This is a genomic window from Sarcina sp. DSM 11001 (assembly GCF_900101015.1).
Taxonomy (GTDB): Bacteria; Bacillota; Clostridia; order Lachnospirales; family Lachnospiraceae; genus CAG-791.
The window spans coordinates 47,692-71,502 of record NZ_FNFZ01000016.1 but is presented as its reverse complement, the minus strand read 5'-3'; the positions used below and the strand labels follow the sequence as shown (position 1 = coordinate 71,502).

The 23,811-nt window shown below is 49.0% G+C and carries 15 protein-coding genes; 3 read left to right on the top strand and 12 right to left on the bottom strand.

Annotated elements, in window-relative coordinates; all coding sequences use genetic code 11:
- Positions 1-70 precede the first annotated feature (70 nt).
- The 10 genes from BLT02_RS09905 to BLT02_RS09860 all read right to left on the bottom strand — a co-directional run bounded on the left by BLT02_RS09905 (position 71) and on the right by BLT02_RS09860 (position 12,767).
- Positions 71-985, bottom strand: a complete 915-nt coding sequence (locus BLT02_RS09905; protein WP_092994553.1) for a Fic family protein — start codon at positions 983-985, stop codon at positions 71-73.
- A 362-nt stretch (positions 986-1,347) separates the two neighbouring features.
- Complete coding sequence (locus BLT02_RS17875; RefSeq protein ID WP_092994550.1) at positions 1,348-4,173, bottom strand: ATP-binding cassette domain-containing protein; 2,826 nt, start codon at positions 4,171-4,173, stop codon at positions 1,348-1,350.
- A 28-nt stretch (positions 4,174-4,201) separates the two neighbouring features.
- Complete coding sequence (locus BLT02_RS09895; protein WP_092994547.1) at positions 4,202-5,236, bottom strand: FecCD family ABC transporter permease; 1,035 nt, start codon at positions 5,234-5,236, stop codon at positions 4,202-4,204.
- Between the two features lie 38 nt (positions 5,237-5,274).
- Positions 5,275-5,490, bottom strand: coding sequence for a DUF896 domain-containing protein (locus BLT02_RS09890; RefSeq protein ID WP_092994544.1), 216 nt, complete (start codon positions 5,488-5,490; stop codon positions 5,275-5,277).
- Between the two features lie 311 nt (positions 5,491-5,801).
- On the bottom strand, positions 5,802-8,051 hold the full coding sequence (locus tag BLT02_RS09885; protein ID WP_092994541.1) for an ABC transporter substrate-binding protein: 2,250 nt from the start codon (positions 8,049-8,051) through the stop codon (positions 5,802-5,804).
- A 435-nt stretch (positions 8,052-8,486) separates the two neighbouring features.
- Complete coding sequence (locus BLT02_RS09880) at positions 8,487-9,020, bottom strand: hypothetical protein (RefSeq protein ID WP_092994538.1); 534 nt, start codon at positions 9,018-9,020, stop codon at positions 8,487-8,489.
- Positions 9,017-10,450 (bottom strand): DUF6765 family protein, encoded by a 1,434-nt coding sequence (locus tag BLT02_RS09875; protein ID WP_092994535.1) that lies wholly within the window; start codon positions 10,448-10,450, stop codon positions 9,017-9,019. Before BLT02_RS09875 ends, BLT02_RS09880 begins: the two co-directional genes overlap by 4 nt.
- Positions 10,440-10,973 (bottom strand): hypothetical protein, encoded by a 534-nt coding sequence (locus BLT02_RS09870; RefSeq protein WP_092994532.1) that lies wholly within the window; start codon positions 10,971-10,973, stop codon positions 10,440-10,442. The genes BLT02_RS09875 and BLT02_RS09870 overlap by 11 nt, the downstream gene beginning before the upstream one ends.
- Before the next feature lie 387 nt (positions 10,974-11,360).
- Complete coding sequence (locus BLT02_RS18105) at positions 11,361-11,693, bottom strand: HepT-like ribonuclease domain-containing protein (RefSeq protein WP_092994529.1); 333 nt, start codon at positions 11,691-11,693, stop codon at positions 11,361-11,363.
- Positions 11,694-11,732: 39 nt separating this feature from the next.
- Positions 11,733-12,767 (bottom strand): DMT family transporter, encoded by a 1,035-nt coding sequence (locus BLT02_RS09860; RefSeq protein WP_139187527.1) that lies wholly within the window; start codon positions 12,765-12,767, stop codon positions 11,733-11,735.
- A 790-nt stretch (positions 12,768-13,557) separates the two neighbouring features.
- Here BLT02_RS09860 and BLT02_RS09855 point away from each other — a divergent pair.
- Both BLT02_RS09855 and BLT02_RS09850 read left to right on the top strand, forming a co-directional pair.
- Positions 13,558-14,520: a D-2-hydroxyacid dehydrogenase gene (locus BLT02_RS09855; protein ID WP_092994523.1), complete on the top strand. Its 963-nt coding sequence runs from the start codon at positions 13,558-13,560 to the stop codon at positions 14,518-14,520.
- 27 nt (positions 14,521-14,547) lie between these two features.
- The gene (locus BLT02_RS09850) at positions 14,548-17,163 is read left to right on the top strand and encodes a UvrD-helicase domain-containing protein (protein WP_139187525.1); all 2,616 of its coding nucleotides are present in this window, start codon (positions 14,548-14,550) and stop codon (positions 17,161-17,163) included.
- Between the two features lie 236 nt (positions 17,164-17,399).
- Here BLT02_RS09850 and BLT02_RS09845 read toward each other — a convergent pair whose 3' ends face one another.
- Together BLT02_RS09845 and BLT02_RS09840 are read right to left on the bottom strand one after the other, a co-directional pair.
- A complete protein-coding gene (locus tag BLT02_RS09845) occupies positions 17,400-19,991 on the bottom strand; it encodes a DUF6273 domain-containing protein (protein ID WP_092994517.1) in 2,592 nt (863 codons plus the stop codon).
- Positions 19,992-20,746: 755 nt separating this feature from the next.
- A complete protein-coding gene (locus BLT02_RS09840) occupies positions 20,747-21,226 on the bottom strand; it encodes a TFIIB-type zinc ribbon-containing protein (RefSeq protein ID WP_092994514.1) in 480 nt (159 codons plus the stop codon).
- A 450-nt stretch (positions 21,227-21,676) separates the two neighbouring features.
- Here BLT02_RS09840 and BLT02_RS09835 point away from each other — a divergent pair, with 450 nt between their 5' ends.
- Positions 21,677-23,443 (top strand): AAA family ATPase, encoded by a 1,767-nt coding sequence (locus BLT02_RS09835; RefSeq protein WP_092994511.1) that lies wholly within the window; start codon positions 21,677-21,679, stop codon positions 23,441-23,443.
- Positions 23,444-23,811: the final 368 nt, after the last annotated feature.

Below are 23,811 nucleotides of genomic sequence, written 5' to 3'. Positions count from 1 at the left end.
TTTGTTATCTCAAAGTTGAATAAACTGCCAAAGCAGTATATTTTCATAATTATATTTTCATAATCAGTCTTCAATCTGCCTCTATATCAAACAGATCAAGGAGTCTGTGAAAAGTATCCTGTCCGTCCAGACATGTGTCTGTCAGATACCCTTTTTCGATGTCCCATTCTGAAAGCCCGCGGTAATAAAAAGCCTTCTTTGAATCCTCGATAATAAAGGGAACGATATTCCAGTGAAGGCATTCCTTCAGTGCGATCAGCCGCCCAACCCTTCCGTTTCCATCCTGAAACGGATGAATGTGTTCAAAATCCGAGTGAAATGTAATGATGTCCTCGATTGTAATATTCGTTTTTCTATTGTATTCGGCCAGCAGTTCCTTCATTTTTACTGGAACGTCTTTGGGTTTTGTAGTCTCATGCCCTCCCACAACGTTTACTCTGCGCTTATACTCGCCGACCGCAAACCATGAAAGCGAGGCAGCTTTGGTGTCATGTTTCAGAATGTAATGGAGCTCCTTGATGAAGTCTTCTGTCAATACTTCTTCAGCGTGTTCAATTACATAATCGATTGCCCGAAAGTGATGTACTGTTTCTAAAATGTCATCAACAGGAATACCATCATCGGCATCGATGGTATTGGTCTCAAAGATCAGGCGTGTCTGCTCTTCAGACAGAGCACTGCCTTCCATGTGATTAGAATTATAGGTCATTCTGACCTGCAGCTCATGATATAAACCGCTGGATAGCTTTGCCTCCTTTTCCTCCCGCAGACACTGCAGGATCGGATTATCGGAAATGATTTGATAGAGTTCATCCGGCTCACAGGCGAGGTAGCCGGCGATTTTATGTAAAACGATACGAGAAAGTTTTTCTCCTTTCCCAATCTTTGCAATTGTACGGGAGGAAATCCTGAGATCACGTGTCAAATCTGTTTTGTTCAATCCCCCGGCAGCCAGTTTCTTTTCAAGTTTTTCATATGAATACATTCGAAGTGCCCCCTGTCTTTACTTTATTGTACCCGCAGCGCGGTAATAAGTAAAGATTTTGCGAGGGATTTGCTAATAAGTAAAGATTTTGCGAGGGATTTGGTCAAAAGGTAAAGTTCCCGGAACCGATTAGAAATGTGACACATCGTCCCTAGTGTGCCGTCTCAATCATTTTTGAAGTTAAAATTGCCAGATCGTCGTCGTTCCCGCAAGGCGGAAGAAGGAGTCGATGTGAACCCATCGACGACTGATGACAACGCAGCGGGCGGCGACGAGATGGTGATTTTAATTCTAATTATGATTGAGACGTCACACTAGCGCAGCCATAACCATGACATCGTTTTATCCCTGCTTAGAAACAGCTATTGCGTTGCTCTTTTCGTTATCCTTCTCTTTATCCTCTCCGTCAGTTTCCTTATTTTACAGCCTGAATACATCCTGCACCGATCCAGAAATCTATTTATAAATCCAGGATTGGATCTGTAATACAGATGCGGAAAACCCGCCACAACATTTCCCTGTACAATCATACAGTCCCATGTGCGTTTTCCTCCAGGTTTTACAGCAGTACAGTATTCACCGTTGTTTGTAGAATCAAAGTAATGGAATTCATGACCCCTGATCACAGTTCCGGCACCTGATTCTGATTTTGGAGAAATCTCGATATATCCAAACCGTACCAGGTGATCAGTTTTTTTGCATGTGCCTTCTAAAATGCCGCACATAGTATATTTTTGCGTTCTCTGTGGTTCCCGTGTTTTTTGTGGTTCCCGCGTACTCAGTGGTTTGACTGATTTTTCTGCGGAATCGCGTTCTCCAGAATCCTGCTTTTCGAGATTCTGTTTTTCAGAATATTGCTTTTCGGGAGCCTGTTTTTCAGGGGCCTGTTTTTCAGAAGCCTGTTTTTCATCTGAAGTAACTTCCAGGTATTCCTGCAAATACATAAACCCACCGCATTCTGCCAGGACCGGCATGCCCTCTGCCACACGGGTCCGAATCTGTTCTTTCATCCGTGTATTTTCCGCAAGGGATTGGGCATACAGTTCGGGATAACCGCCGCCCAAAATCAGGCCGTCTGCTTCCGGCAGTTCGCTGTCATGAATCGGTGAAAAAAAGATCAGGTCCGCACCGCATTCCTGCAAAAGCTCCAGATTGTCCTCATAGTAAAAATTGAATGCCTCATCGCGGGCCACTGCAATCCGGACAGGACTGGATCGTAAGTTTTTCTCTGGCTTCAGGTTTTGTTCTGCGAGTTCTTCCTGAACCAGACTGACAGACAGGGACTTTTTTGTTTCCGGGTTTTGTTCTGAGGATTCTTCCTGAACAGGGCAGCCTGATTCAGAGACTTCGCGCCCGATCTTCAGCAGGAGTTCCGTGTCCAGGGTCGTCTCCAGCTTATCAGCCAGGCGGTCGATCTGCTCCTGAAAATCTGCAATCTCTTCCGGCTGCATCAGTCCCAGATGCCGGCTGCCCCAAGAGAAAGATGTATCCTGAGGAAGATAGCCTACGACACTCAATCCGGTCTCCTCTTCGATCCATTTTTTCATGACCGGAGCCATTCCCGGGGAAATGCAGTTGAGGATAACGCCGCGGATTTTCCCGGGGGACGTGTGTGCTGTTTTAACTGTTGTTTTATCTGTTGTTTTATTTGGTGTTTTATCTACTGATTTATCTACTGATTCATCTATTGATGATTCTTCAATTGATTCTTCTATCGGTTCTTCTATTAGTTCTCCTATTCGTTTTTCTGCTGGTTTTTCTGCTCTCTTATCTGCCGCCAGTATCGGCAGCTTTTCTGCCGCTCTGATTTCGTAATCACAGAAGCCTTTAATCAGGGAGACAATGGAACGGCCCATGCCTTTCGCGTTGACAAGCAGGATGACCGGAGTCTGTGTCTGCATTGCCAGGTCAAAGGAAGATGCTTCCATCCCGGTTTTGCCGGTTCCGTCAAAATATCCCATAACGCCTTCTATGATTGCGATGTCTGCTTTATTTTTTCTGACTGCCTTCTGCAGGATTTCAAGGGTCTGACCGTCCGGGGAAAAGAAGGTGTCGAGGTCTCTGGACGGTATTCCGAGTACCTGCCGGTGGAACATGGGGTCAATGTAGTCAGGACCACACTTAAAGGCAACGGGACTGAAGCCTTTTTTCTGCAAAAGCCTCAGGATCCCGCAGGTAACGAGCGTCTTGCCGCTGCCGCTGCCCGGCGCAGCTATCAGGACGCGGGGGGCGGATATTCCTTTTTCTTCTTTATTTTTGTCTTCCTTATCTTTGCCTTTACTATCTTTCCCTTCTTTATTCTTGTCTCCCTTTTCTTTGTCTTCCCAGCCTTTAACTACTGTGTCTTTATCTTTCTCATTATCTTTATCTTTCTCATTATCTTTATCTTCCCCTGGTTTCCGGTTTTTTACAAAATTCAGTTCCAGGCTTCCTGTCTGTGTATCAAAACGACCAAGGGCAGGGTCAAGGTCGTAAAGCTGCCGGATCGCTTCGTCGTTCAGGACCTCTCCCGGCGCACCGCAGGCAAAGATCCGGTCTCCTTTGACGCATATGATCCGGTCGGAAATTTTCATCGCGAGATCTGTCTCATGCAGGGACATGACGACCGTGATCTGCTCCTGTTTTGCCATTTTGTGGAGGATTGAAAGGAGTTCCAGCTTGTGTCGTATGTCCAGAAAGGAGGTCGGTTCGTCAAGGACAATGATCTCCGGTTCCTGGCAGATCGCGCGGGCAAGGAGAATCCGCTGCCGTTCGCCGTCGCTGACCGCGTCGAAGGGACGCTCCGCCAGATGTTCCGCATGCACTGCGGCCAGAGCTTCATCTACCTTTTTTTCATCATGCGGAGAAAGGATGCCCAGCCACCCGGTATAGGGATATCTTCCCATCGCTGTCACATCGCGGCAGGTCATCAGTTCGGTCTGGATCCGTCCCGTAAGCACTACAGCCATGCGCCGGGCCAGCTCTCCGGGGGTAAACTGCAGGAGATTTTTCATCTCCAGCAGGACTTTCCCGTCAATCGGTTCCAGCTGACGGGTGATACTTTTGAGGATCGTCGATTTTCCCGCGCCGTTTGGGCCAATCAGCGTCACGATCTCGCCGCGCCGCACGCCAATCTCGATTCCGTGGATCAAGGCGCGACCGTTATAGCCGACCGCCAGCTGGTGCAGATGTAAATGAACTCCTGACATATTTAACAACCTTTAATGCGAAGCTTCTTTAAAAAGCACGTTTCTTCCTGATCAGCATGTAAATGACGATCGGGGCACCGAGCACGCTGGTCACTGTGCTGATATTGAGTTCCGTCGGGGCGAAGGCCATGCGGGCGATCAGGTCGCTGATCATGCAGAAAACAGCGCCGCCCAGAAAGGCCGCAGGGATGACGACGATAGGTTTCGAGGTTCCCAGGGCCTGTTTGACCAGAAAAGGCACGGCGATGCCGACAAAGGATACCGGTCCGGCAAAGGCGGTGACGCAGGCAGACAGGATGCCGGAAAGCAGGATCAGAGCCACGCGGAAGCGGCGGATGTTCACGCCCATGCTCTGCGCGTAGGCCTCTCCCATCTGATAGGCACCGATCGGTTTGGAGAGAAAAAAGACGCAGACAAAGGCGGTCCCGGTGATGAGAGCCGCTGTTCCTGTGCTGGACCAGTTTGCGCCGGAAAAGCTTCCCTGAGACCAACCGTGAAGATTTACGATGTCGGAATCCTCCGCGAAAGTGATGAGAAACTCTGTCACCGCGCTGCAGATATATCCGATCATAATACCAGCGACGAGCAGGCCGGCCATATGCCGGACGGAACGTGAGACCACGAGAATAAAAGCAGTCGAAAGCATGGCGCCCGCAAAAGCTGCCAGAATCAATATCCATGAAGACACTTCGCCGAATCTTCCGAGCAGGGCGATCATCACCAGGGCAACACACATTTTTGCCCCTGAGGAAATGCCCAGCACAAAGGGACCTGCTATAGGGTTTCCAAAAAAAGTCTGCAGCAGAAAACCGGAGAGGGCAAGCCCTCCGCCCAGCACTGCTGACAGCAGGATCCGCGGCATACGGATCTTCCAGATAATGCCGACTTCACTGGTCTCCCCCCGGCCGGTAAACAGGATCCGAAGGATCCTCCCCGCAGGGATATGCACACTGCCGGTATTTATATTTAAAACCGTGACGATCAGAATAGCTGCTGCGAGCATGGTGAAAACCACCGTATAACGCAGCCTCCGCGCTGAAACTGTCTTCTCTGTACCACTCATTTTTCAGTTCTTACCTGCAATGCTTGATTATTTCGATTCTATTTTTTCTTTTTCCGCAAAGTCCTGACCGGAGTAAGGCTCCCATCCGGTTCCACGATCGTTATATTCTCAATCTGCCCGCGAAGAGCCTCCCTGAAATCACGAAGATATTCCTGACGAAGAACCTTCTGTTCCTCCTTCTCTTCTTCTGTCAGACCGACACTTTTTGATTTGCGCGCCAGTTCATTGATTCGATCAAGTCTTTTCTGATTCATATTCATCCATTCTTTATTTGTAAGTAATGTAATTTGTAAGTGATGCAATCTGTAAGTGATGCAATCTGTAAGTGATGCAATTTGTAAGTGATGTAATTTGTAAGTGATGTAATCTGTAAGTGATGTAATTTGTAAGCGATGTAATTTGTAAGTGATGTACGTGTAAAAGATGCCTGAGCCGCATAAAGCGGGACAGCGGCACAGCATTTATCGGATTTTTTTCTTTTTCCGTGACAGGGCAGACCGTCCGAAAACCAGCCAATGTGGGAGGCTGGAGAAAAGGAGACAAAGAACCGTCCCCTTCCTGCTTTTCAGTCACTGACCGGTTCCAGGAAAGTCATTTCTGTTCCGTTTTGTTCTGTCAGCATGCGCCGGAGGTCGGTGATCATCCGGGCGGCAATGTCCGGGGACTGGTAGAGGCTGCTCCTGACTTGCCAGACGTGTCCTTCCTGCACTGCCTTAAACTCTGAAAGGAGGGCGAATTTGCTGCAAAGTTCACGGATACTGCCCACCGGCTTCTCAATGGTGGCGTTGTAGATGAGGTAATCCGCATCCTTTGCGGTGTTGTAGAAGTCCTCCATGGACAGGCGGACGGAGGCGCTGTTTCCGGTCCCTTTTGTCAGATCCGTAAAAATATAGTGTCCGCCGGCCAGGCTGATCATTTTAGGTATGTAGTCGTCAGCGGCGCGCACGATTACATTTCCGTTGGAAGTGATTGAGAAAAATGCCGTCGTTTTCCCGGTATCGGTATAGGAATCCGACTCTGCAAATATTTCAATCTGTTTTTCAAAAAACTCATCCGCTTCTTTTTCGTGTCCGGTCAGGATACCGTAGAGGCGCACCCATTCGGTCCGGCCCATGGGATGGGTTTCTGAACTGGAGGTGTCAATGAAGACCGGGATGCCAAGCTCCTCCAGTTTTTCTTTAACCTCGGGCGTGTGCAGGATCATCATTGACTCGACTGCGAGGTCACATCCGGAGACTGTCAGAAGCTCGTAGTCCGGTGCGCTGTACTTGCCGGCATAGACCATGCTTCCGTTTTCCAGTGCCTGCCTGGGGGCATCGATATACCATCCCTTTGCATCTGTACCGGTCAGCTTCACCTGGCTGATCGCGCCCGCTGCGTCAAAAAGGGCCATGGAGGAAGTCGCGGCGACATAGAGGTTATCCAGCGGTGCCTGCAAAACCGTGATTTTCCCGGTTATTGCGGAACTGTCTGTGTTTGTGTTTATGTTTATGTTTGCCGGGGAATCCTTTTCCCCGCGCAGGGTTTCCTGCTGATCTTGCTGCAGCGCTTTCTGCTGCTCTTGCTGCGGTGTTTTCTGCTGCTCGTTTTGTAACGTTTTCTGCTGTTCTTTCTGCGGTGTTTTCTGCTGCTCTTGCTGCAGCGCTTTCTGCAGTTCTTTTGGTATTTTTGCGCCTTCAGGCACGAGCAGGTAGCGTGCGCCGCCATTTCCGTACACATCGATCAGACGGAAAAGTCCGTCTGTGGAAGAATCTGAAGCAGCATCTGTAGTAATATTTCCGGAAGTGTCTCCCGCAGAATCTATGGTAACGCCGCCTGGAGTATTATTGGAAACTGCGTCTTGGGCGATCCCCGACTCTGCAGCTCTGTAATTGTAGACTGCGAAGGCCTCCGCATAAGCCAGTTCTTTCTCCGAGACAAAAGTCAGGCCCGGAATCTCCGGTGCTGTGTGGCTTTCAGGCTTTTCCCGTTCATAGATTTCCTCATCTTCGCTATCCGGGAGGATACTGGTTTCAGATTTTTCGAGTGCACCTGTTTTCTCAGATGTGTCTGTTCCTTCAGGGGCATCTGCTTTTTCAGGTGCGTCTGTTTCTTCAGGAGCATCTGCTTTTTCAGGTGCGTCTGTTTCTTCAGAAGCATCTGCTTTTTCAGGTGCGTCTGTTTTCTCAGATGTGTCAATATTTTCAAGCGCGTCTGTATTTGGGGAATCCTGCGTTTCCTCATTCAGGCTGATAAAAATCGTGTATTCGATTTCATGAGGCTCCGACATTGCCGTCGTCAGCGCACTGATCTTCATCTCCTCATCCAGGAGGACGGGAATGGTAAAGATTGATGTCTCTCTATTGGATTCCTCTGTATTATCCGGGAGATACTCGATCCCATCCGATTTTACCCATTCATAGTGGGGACTGCTGAAGACAAGGACTGCTTCCGCAATTTTATCCCTATTTTTATCCTTTTCCCCGTCTGATATTTGGCCGTTTATCTGGGTGCTTGTCTGGCTGCTTATTTGATTGCTTATTTGATTGCTTGTCTGGCTGTTGATCGTTACTTCAGGGCAAGTGATGGTTACTTTGCCTGTTCCGCCTGAAAACGAAAAAAAGGCAGGTTTACAGGTTTTAGGGAAAGCAGCGGCATCCGCTTCTGTCACAGGCACGGACTCAGAGAGAGTCACAGATTCAGCAGACAGACCGGGGGTTCCCCCTTCATCCGGTCTGCTCTCATCTGCTCTGCCGGTTCTGCCGCAGGCTGCCGTGAAAATCAGCATTGTAAAAAATATAGACAAGATTTGTGTATACAGCTTTTTCCTGAGCATCAGCTTTTATTCCCCTCATCGTTTGCCTGGATAAAATCAGTTGAGAGTACAGTATAGCACATCTCCTGAACAATGTTCTTGTAATTCCATAAGTGTTTTCAGCGTTTTCAGTTGCCTTTTTCATTCACTTTTTCAGTTACTTTTTCAGTTGCCTTTTGAGATATCTTTTCAGATACCTTTTCAGTCACCTTCTCAGTTACTTCACTGATGCGCTGTCCTGATTCTGTTGACAGCCGGCGGCGAAGGGCACCACAACAATTTCAGAGAAATATGCGTATAAAATGTGCTATATTTCTCTGAAATATCGTTTTATGACCTGTTTTTAGAGGATTATCAGCTTTTTTTGATTATGATCTATACGAAATCTATACGAATAAATGCCGAAAGCAGCAAAGTGGAAGGAGATATTTAAGGTACTGTTTATAGTATCCAACCTTACTGGATATACACGATTGCGGTGCTGCGTAAGGCCGATACAATGTGGACAATTCCGGAGTATATGATTCCGGCGCAGAATAAAATAACGAGCCTGCGGACGGAAGAGGCGTATCGGATGGCTGCCGCCATGATCAGCATGTGGAGAATTCCCTGCATGCAGTCTCTCCTCCAGGTCGGCGTGAGGTTTCTTTTTTCCACGACCGCTTTTATGATATTGAGGCTTCCCCAGAAGAAGTGGGAGACGATCAGGTAGCTGATGAGGAACAGCTTTGGCCTCTCGACCAGGGAATAGGAGAATATCCCGAAATCCATGAAGAGCATGCCGATAAAGAGGATCATCTTTCCTCCGACCATATGCCGGGCCATCAGCACGTAGTACAGCAGATTTCTCAGTCCCATCAGAACCAGGACTGCCACAAGGATCCTGGCGATCGGGACATAGGATTCAAAGGGCTTATAGATCATGAATATGCCGAACAGTACTCTCACCAGGCCTGCCAGTGAATATTCGATCCGTTGAAGAGTGCTCATGCTTTCCTCCTGTCATCCTTTTCCACCAACTTCATGAAATCCTTGATCCCTTTGAATCCTTTTTGTCTGAAATCAATGGAAAAGCCGGCGAGCATATTTCCAGATTTGAAGATCTTGTTGGTCACCATACTCTTCTGTTCCATGGCGGCCAGGATGAATTTCCCCAGAAAAGTATCATCCCGGGTCTCTTCGGGAGCAAAGGTGTATTCCCGCGTATAAGCCTCCTGATCAAAATCCTCGATCTCTCTGCCTGATAGTTCCTGCGCGAACGCTTTCCAGTCTGCAGAGGCATCAGTCTGTCTCTTTTCGAGGATCTGTCTGATCCCGGGCTCCCACGGCGCCACGGCTTCTGTGTCATATTTCTTTCTTTCAAAGGTGTCACAGGACCCGCGCAGATATTTCATCGCGTAGATCATCTGACAGAAGGCATGGTAATAATCCGATGGATTGTCTTTGACGATTTCCGCATAATTTCCCCAGGCAGGCATATACCGGTACCGGGCATAGCTGTAATCCGGCAGGTGCCCCGCCCTCCCGTGGCCGAGGTTCATGGGGGAATTCTCCCTCACCTGATAGAAGGTATTGATATAGATCTGATGCTCCGGGTCATCCTCCTGACCGGGATTGTGGATGAACTTTATCGGAAGGAGGGTACAATGTCTTCCGTCAGGGAGATGGATATGGGTGGCAGTCCCTTCTTCGTTGAAAAATATGATGTGTTCAGCGGCTTTCTCTTTGTCCTGATCCTTTTTCTCCTGCGACGGGGAAAATGTTTCTGCAGGCGGATTCTGATCTTTTTTCTCCCGCAGCGGGGAAAGTGTTTCTGCAGGCGGATTCTGATCCTTTTTCTCCTGCAGCGGAGAAAATGTTTTTGCAGGCGGATTCTGATCTTTTTTCTCCTGCAGCGGGGAAAATGTTTCTGCGGCAGGATCCGGAATCAGTTCAAAAAAGACGGGATTGGTATTGTTGATGACCAGGGACGGTGTGCCGGCAAAGAATTGATGGGCCCAGGTATCCGCAAGGATATGCATGGCGATTCCGACCGCCTGCAGGCTGCCGTCGTTTTTTGCCAGTTCGACCGTGTCGGACACGAGCTCGCCGTTGGGGCCGCAGATCAGCCTGTATTTGTTCCGGTAACTCTTTGCGGTCCATTTCCCGGTCTCCGCATACAGGTCTCTGGGCAGGAAATGAAATGAAGCCCATATCCTGGTCATTTCCTGCAGACTCAGGATATCTGCCTTTGCATCCACGAGCTCCAGTTTCTCCTGGGTCGTGGCTGCGGCCCTGGGTCCTTTGATCCTGGAAAGGAAGCTGCGTGAACAGCAGTCTACCATCTGGGCACTGTAACAAATCTCGAGACTCTCTTCATGAGTATAGCCCGCCAGAAAAGCGGCGCAGTATGTCGCATAGTAATGAAAATCAAGCTGCATTGCTTTTTCCCTGCTTCTTTAATTCTTTGCGGATGCCTCTGATGGCCATTGCAGAGTTGATCAGCTGTGTCAGGGTGATCAGGGAAGTGAGCTCTACGGCAGCCGTTACATGAGAGATCGTTGCGACCCTCTCCCCTGTCACGATCGCCCTGATCTGTGCAGTTACCAGAGTTGCCGAAGAAAAAGCCAGGAACAGGGCTATTGCAACAAAAACAAACCTGCTCTTTCCCCCTCTTCCCACTGAGATCGCGGACATGCCCACAAACAGACGAAGTCCCAGATCAATTAACAAAACCAGGACCACCGCAACAGAGGCAGCGATCCTCCCCACCAGAGTATCCTCCTGCATAATCATGTCATACATGCTCCCCATATTCAGCAGGAGAGTAAACACTGCTTTCAGAAGGCTCCATAGCCCGAAAATGATGACACCTGTCCCGACAATGATCAGCGTGTCCTGGTTACGTCTCAGGGTAATCTCCCGGGGCTCCTTTTGTTGTTTGTTTTGTGTTGAAAAAAACATCTGTCCGCCTATTTCTGTTATGTGTTATGAAAATATTATTATCGATAACGGTGCGTAAAACCCCGGCCAGCCAGAGTGTTGTCCGCGGGTACATCGCCTGTTCATAACCATCTGTTCACATTTATCTGTTCACATTTATCTATTTGCATTTATCTATTTGCATTTATCTATTTGCATTTATCTATTTGCATTTATCTATTCACAATCAGGGAAAAACCCCCAATGAATCCAGTGAAATGAGGAATAAGCAACTCTGAATCAAAGACACAGAAATAGCCGCCCCGTCCCGACAAGATGAGCGGCTAGTCTTGCAGACAATCGCTTTTGATTGGCTGACATCCAGGGCAAGTTATCCGGTCTATTGCGTCCGACAACGAATATAGTGGCTCACAATAGTTTTTCAATTTGGTTCACAAAAACCGGAAGTTCATCAAAAACCACCGCGACAATTATGTTCCAGTTCGTACCATCATAGTCATGAACCAGCCTGTGTCTTAATCCTGCTATCATAGCCCATCCTTTTATTTTTTCCTCTATAACATTTCCTTTATAATAAGACAAACAGACATGTGACAGCAACCCTGTTTTCAGGAGGAAGAAACAATTCAGAGCCAGCTCTGAATTGAAGTCACAGGAATGACCGTCCGATTCTGACAAAGTCAGCCGGTCATTTTGTAACTTGAAACTAAAATCAGGGGTTAACGTCTGTCGGCAGCACATTTTCCTGATTATGCGGGATATTATCCAGTATTCTGCTCATCAGACTGATTCTCTGCTGAAGGGATCAGGAAGAGGAATCTGGACCAGAATAATAGCAACAAACATGACCACGCAGCCTGCCATTTCGCGCAGCGTCATGCGTTCGCCCAGGAGGATCGCTCCGGCCAGCACCGCAAACACAGACTCCAGGCTCATCAAAAGTGACGCAATTGTCGGATCCGTAAACTTCTGCGCTATGATCTGCAGTGTATATCCGACACCTCCCGAGAGTATCCCGCAGTAGAGAATCGGGATGGCAGCCGAGAAGACCTTTTCCCAGGTCGGATTCTCCAGGATGCAGGCGGTGACAGCAGAAAGCGCGGAACATGTGACAAACTGAATGGCGGAAATCCAGATTGCCTCTCCCCTCTGAACAAAATAGTCGCAGCACAGGATATGGCCGCTGAAAAGCACCGCGCAGATACAGACCAGTGTGTCCCCGCGTGTCAGGGTAAATCCTTCTGTCATGCACAGGAGGTACATCCCGGCCACACCGATCAGGACCGCCAGCCAGACAAGCCAGGTGTTTCTCTTTTTAAAAAGGACAAAACCTATCACCGGGACTATGATCATATACATTGCCGTGATGAAACCGGCTTTTCCCGCCGTCGTATAGACAATGCCCATCTGCTGGAAAATGCTGGCGCAGGCCAGAAATGACCCGCAGCAAATACCGCCGAGAACTGTGTTTTTCCGGCGGGTTTCTCTTTCCCTTTCAGCGAATGTTATTTCCGGTTCGGAAAGTGTTCCTTCCGGTTCAGAAAAAGTTCTTTCTGCCCCAGAAAACGTTATTTCCGGTTCGGAAAGTGTTCCTTCCGATTCAGAAAACGGGGCAGTTTCCGCAGCAGTTTTTTTAGTAAATATTAACGCCGCAATACTTACCGCAACAGCCGCCAGAGCCATTCTGGCGGAGGTAAAGGTGATCGGTTCAATAGATTCCATTCCCTTGCGCTGAAAGACGAACGCCATTCCCCAGATGAGCGCCGTCAGCGTCAGCAGAAGGTTGCCGGTCATTTTTTTTTTGTTTTTTATCATATATGTTCTCCGGATTATCGCAAAGCAAATTGAAGGCTGCAGAAAGCAGAAAAATACTGTTGTTCTGTTCTGCGGCTTTGTTCTGCGTGTCATCCCGATGCAGAATGTATGCTGCCTCTGTCAGGTATCTTGGATTGTTTTACCATTATACACAACAAAGACCGCTGATTCCATATCAGTTCGATGCGGATCAGTCACAGTTCAGTTTACAGATCAGTTCGCAGATTAGTTCACAGATCAATTCACAGATCATTTCACAGATCATTTCACAGATCATTTCACAGATCATTTCACAGATCATTTCACTATAGATTGATTCTGTACATATCTATTTTATGCTTCGCTTTGGGGAAACATGGGTGACCTTTTTTCTGCCATCTGCTCTTGTCGCTTTGATCTCCAGCCCGATGGGGTGACCTTTCCCTTTTTCGATGCCTCGGTCGCTTCGCTTTTAGAAACATAGGTGATGGAAAAATAAAGTGAGAAAACCGTAGAAAATGTGAAAAAGAAAAACAGGCATGACCCCCTCGAAAGCAGCCAGAAAATGGAGTACAATAGAACATGCATGTAACTCCTGCACAGGGTATGGAGAATATTGGAAGATCAGGTTCAAAAGTGAGTGGGCCGAAAACACAGAAATACCACGGATATATCATGCAAGGGAAATGCCCTGTAACGGAAATACCACATAGCAGAAATATCCTGTAAGCAATGCAGCAGTTATAAGCAATACATAGAAGGCAATTATAATAATACATAGAGAGAAGATGTGATTAAGAGGGAGATATGTATGAAAATTGTTGTTTTGGATGGATATACAGAGAATCCCGGTGATCTGAGCTGGGGAGAGCTGGAAAAACTCGGGGATCTGACGGTCTACGACAGAACCGCTTATCAGGAATCCCCTCTGATCGCAGAGCGCATCGGGGGCGCAGAGGTCGCGGTCATCAACAAGACTCCGATTTCCAGAGAAACCATCGACGCATGCCCCAACCTGAAAGCTATTGCGGTTCTCGCGACCGGGTATAATGTCGTAAATTATGAATACGCGAAGGAAAAGGGGATCATCGTGCAGAATGTTCCCACGTACGGAACCCAGATTGTCGGCCAGTATGCGGTCGGCCTGCTTCTGGAGATCTGCTCGCACTACGGTCACCACGACCAAACCGTCAAGGCCGGCGCCTGGGAGAACAATGATGACTGGTGCTATTGGGACTATCCCCTGATTGAGCTCTATGGTAAGACCGCCGGCATCATCGGTCTTGGCCGCATCGGTCAGGCAACGGCGAAGATCCTGAATGCCATGAACATGAAGGTTCTGGCCTATGACGCGGTCGAATCGGAAACAGGCCGTCAGGTCGCCGAATATGTGACGCTGGACGAGCTTTTTGCCCGGTCCGACGTCATTTTCCTGCACTGCCCGCTCTTCCCTTCCACCGAAGGAATCATCAATAAGGACAACATCGCCAAAATGAAAGACGGCGTCATCCTGATCAACAACAGCCGCGGCCAGCTGGTCGTCGAGCAGGACCTGGCCGACGCCCTGAACAGCGGAAAAGTGTTTGCAGCAGGCCTCGATGTCGTTTCCACTGAGCCGATCAGGCCTGACAACCCGCTCAAGACTGCAAAGAACACGATCATCACGCCCCACATATCCTGGGCGGCGCAGGCCGCGCGCCAGCGCATCATGGACATCACTGTAGATAACGTCAAAAGCTATATTGAGGGCCATCCGCAGAATGTTGTCAATTAGAAAAATTGTAAAAGAAGGGGGATTTCCTTGAAACACAGATCCGATTACTCATCGATGAATATGCTTTCCGCCCAGGCCAGAGAGCGCCTTTCCGATACATCTACTCCGGAGATCAGTATTTCTGCAGATGGTGTTTCCGGTGAAGGCGGCTCCGGGAACGGAGTCTCCCATGATGGAGTTTACGGAAATGCCGCCTCCGGGAAAAGTATCTCCAGAGATGGCGGTTCCGGGAACGGAGTCTCCGGTGATGATGTCTCCAGAAAAGGTATCTACGGGAACGGAGCCTCCGATGATTTTTCCAGAGATGATTTTCCCGCAGGTATCAGCGGCACCGTTTCGACAGGTCCGGACAGGCCTTCGCAGGAGACGGACAATCTGGCAGATGATCTGGCGGACAATCAGATGAACGTTCTGACGGATGATCTGACGGACGATCTGCTGCAGGAAAGGTCCGAAACCTTTAAAGAGGAGCAGGCGCATCTCTCTCTGACCGTTGAAAAGCTGAAAAAAATGGAAAGGGAGCTGGAGGAGAAGATCGACTCCATCGCGGCGCAGGCTGCGGCGGAAAAGCGGGAGATTCGCGAAAATCTGGCTTTGAACTTTGACGGCGACACCGAGTCCATGGAGACCTATATCGAGTTCGAGGTCATGAACCACACCATAGACCGTTATAACATCACCCGGGACGCGGCCCAGGAGGAGCTCACCCGCGTAAAGCACCTGCTCAAGGCACCTTATTTTGCCAAAGTGCAGCTTCGCTATGAGCCCGATGAAGAGCCTGAGGAGTACTATATCGGCAGTGCCGGGATCTCTGAAAATGTGGTGGAACCGCTGGTGATCGACTGGCGCTCCCCCGTCGCGGAGACCTACTACAACCAGGATAACGGGCAGACTTTTTATACTGTGGACGGGCACCGGATCGATGTCGAACTCCTGCTCCGGAGGCAGTTTGTCCTTTCCGGCGACCGGCTCCAGAGCTTTTTTGACACACAGATCGCTATAGAGGATCCGCTCCTCATCCGGTCTCTCACTCGGCAGCGCAGTGACAAGATGCAGGCGATTACGGCAACCATCCAGAAGGAGCAGAACGCGGTCGTGCGCCATGAAAATGTCCCTGTCCTGCTTGTCAACGGCATCGCAGGAAGCGGCAAGACAAGTGTCCTCCTGCAGCGCATCGCCTGGCTTTTTTACCGTCAGCGGGATACCCTCCGTCCAGATGAAGTTGTCCTGATGACCCTCAACCCCATTTTCCGCAGCTATATCGACCAGGTCCTGCCCGATATGGGCGAGATGAACCCGGTCTCCCTGACCTGGACAGAATTTTTGTCCATGGCGGGCGTCTCGAAGGGATTTCTGTCCGGACAGGGCGGAGAAGGAGGAACAGGAAAGACTCTCCCGCAGACCCTCCGGCAGATCGAGGAAACTCTCCCCGCCCTGCGTCTGGAGCCGGGAGATCTCCGGCCAATTCATCAGAAAAACATACAGATTCTTTCTCCCGAAAGGATCGCAGCCCTCCTTGCTTCGCATGAAAATATCCCCACCGGCGAGCGCCTGGTCCAGATCGTCCTCGATGAACTGAAGGAACAGGCAAAAGCAGAGATCCGCCGCAAAGAGCGCGATGATGCGAAAAACGATCCCGCCGGGAATTTACTGGCAGATAAGGAGGACGGCTCCGACTCATTTTCCGTCACGGGTAACGTCGCGGGTAAAGCCGGCAGTGGGGATTTCCTGAACGACGGCAGTCCTGCGGAGGAAAACCGCATCCAGAGTCAGTACGGCGGCGCCTTCCACGCGATCAACACCTGCCAGTGGCTCGATATCGGAAAGATCGGCAAGCGGCTCCTGGGCAAAAAGAGACTGAGCGCTGTCGAATGGCTTTATCTCAAAATGCTTCTCACCGGGCAGAAGGATCTGCACACCAAATATGTCATGGTGGACGAAGTGCAGGACTACACCGCAGCCCAGCTCATGGTGCTGAAAAAATATTTCCCCAGGGCAAGATTTATGCTCCTCGGAGACGAATTCCAGGCGATCCGGGAGGGAACCGCGACCTTTGCAGAGATCCACGACCTCTTTGAGGACGCGCCGGTTCCAGGCCCCGGCCCCGCAGGGGGTGCGGGAAAACCCGGCCGCGTGTCGGAGCTTCAACTGACCACCAGTTACCGCTCTTCCCCCGAGATCACAGCCCTTTTCGCAGGCCTTCTTCCAAAAGAAAAACAGATCCTCGTCTCCTCTGTGCAGCCCTCCGGCACCGAGCCGGTTTTCCGCATCGGGAAGACTCAGGAAGAGCACGCGGGTAATCTCCTTCGGGCAATACAACAGGCGGAAAAAGAAGAGGGGCTCACCGCTGTCCTCTGCGCAGGCGCCCGAAGCCTGGAAAAGACCGCCGCAATGCTTTCGCAGGACTGCCGGATCCCCGTCATCCGTTCCGGTGACAGCCTGCCGGAAAAAGGCGTCTTTCTCATTACACTGGCCCACGCAAAAGGCCTGGAATTTGACGGCGTGATCCTGCCGGATGCCGACGCGGATATCTATCCTGATACCGCACTTACCCGACACCGCCTCTATACTGCGATGTCCCGCGCCACCAGACGCCTGACTGTGCTGGCAAAGGGCGGGCTGACTCCCCTGCTGCAAAAATGAGTGTAAAAAAACATGGGGACGGTCCTTTTGTTTCCGTCCCCATGTTTTTCTTTATCAGATTTTGTGATTTGTGAGAAATTACCCCGGCAGGTATTTCTGCCTCCGGGGTAATGTCAGGCCGTTCCCAACAATTCACAAAATCAACAGGGTAAAAACAGGGGGACAGATACAAAAGGACCGTCCCTATGACACACCCCTATGACACCCTATGACACACCAATGACATGATCGATCATTCACTCCGTATACACCCAGATAGCAGGGCGCACGGCAAAGGTGTTCCCGAATACCAGATTTCCGCGGTGGAGGATATCGCCCTTGCAGTTTACATATGCTGCGTATTTGGCATCATCTCCGGGATTTCTGACCCAGTACCAGCAGGCTTGATTCTGCGTGTCTACGAAGGCTCCCTTGTTTTGCGCGTACTCAGTTGGCATGATCTTCCTGTCTTCGTCAGAAGAAAAATAATTTTCCAGTTCCTTTATATCGAGGATGAACACCTGGTCTTCCGTAATCTCCCCGCCGGAGTTTCCGCCATTGTCGCGGTTGACAACTGACTTAGTAATAATGCTCTTTCTTTCATCGGAAGAAAAGGCTTCCTCAAGGAAAGAATCGTTGAGCCAGGAACGCAGGGAACAATCCGCCCAGGTTGTCTTAACCCATTGATCATTATAGGGGAGGCAGTCCACCCCGTACTTGCTGATCAGAAGAGCCCTGTCGTCCTGCTTTTCTAAAACCATCCACTCAAGAGAGGATTCTTCCTGGTCAGCCCCCGACACAAAAGAGCCAAATTTCACGGTATCTCCGACTTCTGCATCTGCAGAAACAACACCGGTCGTTCCCTCTGATCCGGGTGCAGGGGCATAACCGGTGGATCCCCTTGACCCGGATGCAGGGCCATAATCGGTCGTTCCCTCTGATCCGGGGGCAGGAGCAGTGCTCTCTCCTGTGCTGCCGGGAGCGGTCACTTTGGAAGGATCTCCGGATGCAATATTCTCAAGAAATGTATTGATTTGGGAATATACACCGTCTTTCTTCTGGATGTTTTCTTCCAGCTTTGTATAATCATCAATCGTGGCCGTCATCTCTCTGTTATCATTGGGTCCTGTACCGGATTCCGTGATTCTGAGGGATTTTTTCAAAAATTCTGTATTCCAATAGGTCGGGAATTGGTCTCTGAACTGGTCTCCCATAGAGTCGGTTTCTGTCGTGGGATCACTGTCACCGGCCAGAGGAAGCGGCATACCGATCCTTTTATATCCCTCTCCCACAGCTTCCGCTTCATCCGCGCAGGGGCCTTCACCCCTCTCTGTCCAGAGTATTACATCACTATCCGGTTCATCAGAGAGTTCGCCGTAAGACCGCAGAGAATATGCCGGGCTGCTTTCCCGTCCGTCTGTTTTGCCAATCTCCCAGTAAGGACGGAGAAACACTCCCCCGTAGTTTTCATCAATCCCCTGAAAACCTGCAGTGAATGTACTGCCGTTTGCGTAATGAGAGACATGGGCATATTCCGTCCATATATAAGGTCCGCCTATTAATGTCACTACACCGATTCTGATTGAATCATATGACACACCGGTAAGCGGAGCCATATCACTATTATAGGCACATCCTTCCAGGAATCCGTTGATTTTCCCGTCCCTTCTGGAGTATACACTCAAATACACATCTTCGTGGGGAAGCGGAAACTGCGAAGACACTAATCTGTACAAAACAAGGTCGTCTTTTCCGTCTCCGTCCATATCCAGGATATCTGCTCCCAGAATACCGTTCCGGGAATGCCATCCCATGTCATCGACAGAATGCACCACGGATGTCACTGTAGAAGTATCCGCAAATGCCTGCGGATCGTAGTCATAAAGAGACCTGAGAAGTCCGTACCAGTCCACTTCACCGTTTTTTCCCACAGCAACTTCTGCCGGATCGTACTCTTCTGTCTCTCCCCGCATCGAGGAAGGGTCGATCGCGTAGCCCATCTCTGCCAGAATCATCTGTGGGTCTGAACCATCCGCCTCTGCCGCGGCGCAGGCCAGCGTATAGAGGAAATGATCACTGTTGGCCAGAAGGATTGTATCTCCTTCCATAAACCTTACAGTAGTAAACTTGCTCTCATCCGGAAAATCTCCGTCCTCAATCGTGTCTATATCGCCGTCTTCCCCGATCTTAGTATAATGGACATCATCGCTGTCCGATACCGATCCGCTTTTTATATAGTCACGGTCCTTTCCCTTCAAAATACATCCATAGCCGGAATCATAGGCTCTTTCGAAAGGAGTATCGCTTTCAAAAGCCATGTGAGGAGCTCCATTACGCCATGTCCATATCTGTTCATTGGCTGTGCTTCTGTACTCGGTATTCCGGTCTTCCTCTCTGCTGGCAAGGACCATATCCGGCACACCATCTCCATCGAGATTGAGAAACATGCCGCCGCAGAATCCTACTCTGTGAGGTACAAGCTCGTCATCTCTCCAGCACAGCCGCTCCGGCCCATACTTTTTGCAGAGATCCTTTACAATCTTCAGATACTCTGCTGCCACTTCCGGCGTCAGGCCTTTCGGGATGGTAACCCCGGTCTTATTTCCGAAAATCTGCTGTACAGCATTTCCGGCAACAGCAGGATTTCTCTCCATGCAGAAAGCATTCCTTTCCATGCAGAAGGTATTTCTTTCCATGTAGGAGCCATTCCTTTCCATACAGAAGGCATTTCTTTCCATACAGGAGCCATTCCTTTCCATGCAGAAGGCAAGGCAGCACATGTTCAACATCAGAATCCCCATCAGGACAATTGAAAGGATCACCTTCAGTCTCTTTACAGCTCTTTTCATCGCGGTACCTCTCTTAACTCACTCCCATAACATCCTGCCCGGATACGGGCATATGTCCCGGATCAGTTGCGCGTTAGTGTCCAATTGCTAAGGACCTGTCACGAATTAATCTATACATCTTGCTTGCCTGATTTCCCGATATCTGCGTCAAAAAGCCTCGCCGTACCCCGGTACGGCTATGTTTTTTCCTTGATCTCGGAAAATCATTCCGCGCAATCTGCATAGTTAATTTCGTAACAGTTCCTAACTTATTATCATAATAGTATGGAAATCCCGATCTGACCAAAAGAATTGACAGACTGCCTGTTTTTCTGACAGACTGCCTGCTTCCGACAAAATTGCCTTTTTCCGAATAAATTGCCTTTTTCTGACAAACTGCCTTTTCCCGACAAACTGCCTTTTTCTGACAAACCGCCTTTTTCTGACAAACCGCCTTTTTCTGACAAACCGCCTGTCTTTTTCTTACAAGCTGTTGCCTTAATCCATGAAGCTCAAGTTGTTAAAGAATATTGAAACCCGGAAAAATACTGAGTTTCACGGGTTAAGGAAGGATTGATTAAGGAATAAGAAAAGGAAAAAGTGCAAAAGCATACAGAAACAAACGTTATATAAACGTATCCAGAAGTACCATAATGATTATCCAGGCCAGAAAAATCACAAATCCCCAGAATGTCTTTGTCAGAACTCTGACGAGCCTTGAATCATCCCCGATTCCAGGAAGGCGGGAGTAGAAACCTGTCCAGTCCGTGCAGAGATCAACGACCGACAGGCACCCGATGGTCCAAGAAAAGGGCATCTTTAAAGCCGCCCAGGCTGCCTGCTACACCCAGAATAAACAGATAGCCAATCACGGCCAGGATCATGTGCGGAACGTCTTTTGTCCTGAATCCGGGAGGCGGAAAAAGAGAGGCAGCTCCTCTCCAGCGCTTTGCTGTTTCCATATTCCTTTCAGTTCTGTTTTGTCCCCGGACAGTGTTTTTTCTCTGTGCTCCGTATAGATCTGAGTATTCGGCCTCCCCGGGAAGCTCCCTCCCATTGTTACCGATGTTCCCCGGCTTTGTATTTTCCTTCCCGGCATTGTTATCGGATTGATTGCTGAATCCAGAAGCATCCTCCTGACGGTGACCACTGATCAGAACAACAGAATTACAATATTCACACTTAGTACTTCTCTGATCCGGCTCCACCTTCAGAGCCGCTCCGCAATAGGGACATACAGCCTTCTCAAATTTCATGAGTACAATCTCCACTGTTGTTTTATTATTTTTTCAAATCTCTGCTCTGTAAAAGGGCAGGGAAAAGCCGGCGGCTTCGCCTGAATACTTTCCAGTCAAAAGTCTGCTTTTCTATCATAAAAATAATTACAGAGAAAATCAATAGATCAAAAGGAGACAAGGGGCGGTTCTTTGTCACCTGTTACTCCTGTACACGCCCCCTCGAGGGGCGGAATCATTGCTTCGCAATGCATTCCCAACAATTCACAAAATCAACAAGGTAAAAACAGGGGGACAGATACAAAAGGACCGTCCCCCGTTCATCCCTTTCCGAAGTCCTGAAGCACGCCATGGTGTTTTTCCAGTCCACTTATGCTATGATAAAGGCGTCAAGACTATTAAAAACAAATACCTGACACGGGCAATGAGCCGCAAAGTGTACAGGATGCGTCTGAGAAAGGAGCATTTTCCATGTCCGATCTGTTGAAGCTCCCGATCGGGGAGGAATTTTTTACTTCCATTCGCAGAAAAGGCTTTTATTATGTGGACAAAACCCAGATGATCGCGGACTTTATGAGAAACCGGGGGAGTGTCAACCTCTTCACGCGTCCCCGCCGCTTTGGGAAAAGCCTGAACATGGATATGTTCAAGTCTTTTCTGGAAACAGGAGCGGATCCAGGCCTCTTTGAGGGTCTCTCGATCATGCGCGACACAGCTGTCTGTGATGCCCACCTGGGAAAATATCCTGTCATATCTGTCAGTTTCAAAGATGTAGACGGCTCCACCTTTGAAAAGGCTCTGGACAGCATGTCTTCAATCCTGACAGAAGAAGCCCGCAGGCATGCTTATCTTTTAGAAAGCGAAAAGCTGAGTGCGATCGACAAGTCATATCTGCAACCGCTTTATTCGCTTGAATTAAAAGAGAGTACACAGCGTTCCGCCCTCCGCCTCCTGAGTGAAATGCTGGCAAAGCATCACGGCACTAACGTTGTCCTCCTGATTGATGAGTACGATGTGCCGCTGGACAAATCATGGCAGAAACACTACTACACCGATATGGTGGAGCATATTCGTCTCATGTTCAGCAAAGCGCTGAAAACCAATCCTTTCCTGGAATTTGCCATAATCACAGGATGCCTTCGGGTCGCAAGGGAAAGCATCTTTACAGGAATCAACAATTTTGAGGTCAACTCCATTTCCGATACATTATTTGCTGATTCCTTCGGCTTTACGGATGAAGAAGTTCGAGGTATTCTCGCGTATTATCAGATGCCGGAACAATTTTCCATCCTGAAAGAATGGTATGACGGATACTGTTTCGGAGGTCATGAAATCTACTGTCCGTGGGATGTCATCAAACAGGTAAAGAAATTCCTTGTCAGCCCGAAAGCCCCCATGGAGCCGCATTGGATAAACAGCAGCAGTAATTATATCGTCCGCGACCTCATGAATAATCCGTCTAAATCGACGCAGGCTGATATCGAAATGCTGATATCCGGGGAAGCGATCACGAAAGCGATCGCTCCTGAACCAACCTATGCTGATCTGGACACTGAGGACGAAGAGCTCCGCCAGACATGGCTCTGGAGCGTTCTGTACGCAACTGGATATTTGACCGACCAAAGAAGAACCGACACAACAGATTACGGCGCAGACAAACCTGATTCCCGTAACAATACAGAGGAAATGAATTTTTCTGCCAACGGAAGAATGCACCGCCTCGTCATTCCTAACAGAGAAATACGGGAAATCTTCGAAGCTCAAATTCTCTCGTGGTTTAAGCGAAAAGTCCGAAAACAGACAAAAGAATGGAGCGCTTTCTGCGATGCACTTTTTGCCGGAGACGCAGAAAAAGTGGAAAAATGCCTCAATGGTTTTCTGGAAGAATCCATCAGTATCCGTGACACCGCTGCTCGTAAAGAAAGAAAAGAAAACTTCTATCACGGTATACTCCTTGGCCTTCTAAAGGCAGATGGGCGGCTGATCATACAGTCCAACGCGGAATCCGGCATCGGATATCTGGACATCAAAGTCATCGATCCCTTCCGTAAAATCGGGTGCGCGATTGAAGTAAAATATGCGGAAAACGGTAATTATGACACAGCCTGCGCAGAAGCCATGCATCAGATTGAAGATAATGATTACGCCGCTGTTCTGCGAAAAGAAGACATAACTGTGATTCATAAATATGGTATCTCCTTCTACAAAAAAAGCTGCCGTGTACGGCATGAACAGTGATATTCCCCTAACATGTCCACGCCCCCTCGGAGGGCGTGGACATTTAACGCTTGCGCGCGGTGATTCAACAATGCGAAGCTTTGTTATATGCTTTGAGGATAACATGGGGACCATCCCCCGTTCATCTGTAACATGGGGACGGTCCTTTTGTATCCGTCTCCCGTTCATCTGTAACATGGGGACGGTCCTTTTGTATCCGTCCCCCGTTCATCTGGATCGAAGAGATTAGTGACTCCCTGATATGGACAGGGGCAGTGGGACTAGACTGCATAGCGGCACCTCCAAAAAATGATGTATATAACGAGGCGCGCTACATATTTTTGTTACTTTGTCAAGCTTTTTTGTGAAAAAAAGCAAAAAAATCAGAG